This is a genomic window from Tepidimonas aquatica, assembly GCF_007556585.1.
GTDB lineage: Bacteria > Pseudomonadota > Gammaproteobacteria > Burkholderiales > Burkholderiaceae_C > Tepidimonas > Tepidimonas aquatica.
The window spans coordinates 1-1496 of the sequence record NZ_VJNA01000077.1; the positions used below are offsets into that span (position 1 = coordinate 1).

The following is a 1496-nucleotide window of genomic DNA, read 5'->3' on the forward strand; positions in this document are numbered from 1 at the left end:
CACCATGGACTCCCCCGCCGACCCGCTGCCCTGCCCCGCCCCAGCGCCGCCAGCGGCGCTGGGGCGGGGCAGGGCAGCGGGTCGGCGGGGGAGTCCATGGTGGGCTCAGCCGCCCCGGGCGGCACGCAAGGCGGCTTGTTCGTGCACGTCCAGCGCCACCTTGTCACGCACGTACAGCGGCTGCGCATGCGCCGCCGGCACGCACAGGCCGTGCTCGATGCCTTGTGCCGCCAGGCGCAGCAGCGCGGCGGCGTCCGGTACCGTGTTGCAAGCCGCCGCGCCCCGCCACGCGGCGGGCAGCCGCTCGGCGTACACCTCACCCACGTTGCCCGCGCACAGCGTGGTGGCGTCGTCGGGTTCGGGCAGCGCTTCGGGGGCGCTCAGGCGCGGGGCGACCAGCTCCTGCCAGCCGTGGCCGGCGCGCCAGGCGTAGCGGGCGACGTAGACTTGGTCCATGCGCGCGTCCAACGCCGCCCACACCTGCAACTGCGCTGCATCCGGGGCATGGGTGTGGCGGGCGGCCTCGGCCACCGCCAGCAGGGTGCCCAGCGGCAGCACCGGCACACCGCCGGGGCGCGCGCCCGCGGCCAGCCCCTGCACCACGGCGCAGGCGGTGCGCAAGCCGGTGAACGACCCCGGCCCACAGCCAAACGCAATGCCATCCAGCTCGGCCAATGGCCAGCCCACCTGCCGCAGCAAATCCAAAATGGTGGGCAGCAGGCGCGCCGAGGCTTGCGGGCCGCCCTCGCCGCCGTGGTAGGCCAGCGGGGTGTCGGCGCCCGCGGCGCCCAGCGCGATGCTGAGCGCCGCGGTGCTGGTGTCCAGCGCCAGCCAGCGCTGGCGGCCGGGTGGGGTGGGGATGCTCATGACCGTCGATTATCCCGCGCGGCCACCGGGTTCTCCGTTAGACTTGGGCGCGGCCAGCCCCGCGCGGTGCTGCACGAAGGGGGCTGCGCGCAGCCAAGGAGTCCCCGTCATGCCAACCGAGCTTTCCCCCAAGACGACGCCCGCCGGCGCGCGCGGCCCGTGGCAGACGCTGCGCGAGCACTGGCCGATGATGACACTGTACGAGCGCTTTGAGTGGGTTGTGGCCCTGGTGCTGTCGGTGGTGATCGCGGTGATCATCGTCACCTCGCTGGTGCAGTTGATCCGCGTGGTGTTTACGCTGCTGGTGCTGGATGCCTTCAACCCACTGGACCATCAGGTGTTCCAGACGGTGTTTGGCATGATCATGACGCTGTTGATCGCGATGGAGTTCAAGCACTCCATCGTGCGCGTGGTGATGGGGCAGGACAGCATCGTGCAGGTCAAGACGGTGGTGCTGATTGCGTTGATCGCGCTGTCGCGCAAATTCGTGATCCTGGACCCCTGTCAGGTCCCGGACGATTGCATTGATCCGCGACGTCGTGCATTATTCATAGGTCGCGAGACGATGCGTGAGCTGATCGAGGAACTACGGAGGCAAAAGTCATGATGGTTCGACTGCACAAGAACGC

At 70.1% G+C, this 1496-nt stretch carries 2 protein-coding genes; one reads left to right on the forward strand and one right to left on the reverse strand.

Features of this window, described 5'->3' with window-relative positions; all coding sequences use genetic code 11:
• Positions 1-105: 105 nt before the first annotated feature.
• The gene (tsaB, locus tag Taqua_RS12995) at positions 106-867 is read right to left on the reverse strand and encodes a tRNA (adenosine(37)-N6)-threonylcarbamoyltransferase complex dimerization subunit type 1 TsaB (protein WP_144326986.1); all 762 of its coding nucleotides are present in this window, start codon (positions 865-867) and stop codon (positions 106-108) included.
• 187 nt (positions 868-1054) lie between these two features.
• Between tsaB and Taqua_RS13675 the strand changes: the two genes are divergently transcribed.
• Positions 1055-1474: a phosphate-starvation-inducible PsiE family protein gene (locus tag Taqua_RS13675; RefSeq protein ID WP_425472602.1), complete on the forward strand. Its 420-nt coding sequence runs from the start codon at positions 1055-1057 to the stop codon at positions 1472-1474.
• Positions 1475-1496 lie beyond the last annotated feature (22 nt).